The sequence below is a fragment of the Cetobacterium sp. ZWU0022 genome (assembly GCF_000800875.1).
Classification (GTDB): Bacteria; Fusobacteriota; Fusobacteriia; order Fusobacteriales; family Fusobacteriaceae; genus Cetobacterium_A.
In genome coordinates, this window is the sequence record NZ_JRJZ01000142.1 from 1 (window position 1) to 347 (window position 347).

Genomic DNA, 347 nt, shown 5'->3' on the forward strand with positions numbered 1-347 from the left:
CTTGAGCTCTATTTAAAGCATCTTCATGCATTCTCCACTGTGAAATATATGCCATTTGCTTATACGATATCCCTGAAGCAGCATCTGCCATTTTTGTAAGACCTATATTTGTTCCCATTCCTATTAAAGCTGCTATTAGAGTTATTTTTTCACTGTTATCTGGCTTTTTATTCGTTGATGCATGAATAAACTCTTCATGGAATCCTGTTATATTTACAACATCTATTAAAAGATCTGTTAAATTAATTCTGGGTATAAGTTTATATAATTTTGAACTCAGTTGTTCTGCTTCTAGAGGAATATTTTTTTCCAATCTTGAAATTGAAATTTTTCCATTTTCAATAGAG

General features: G+C 30.5%; 1 protein-coding gene. It reads right to left on the bottom strand.

Annotation, left to right across the window (positions count from 1 at the left end; all coding sequences use genetic code 11):
* On the bottom strand, window positions 1–347 hold a 347-nt coding region (locus L988_RS10720), incomplete at both ends, for a Tn3 family transposase (protein WP_047384145.1).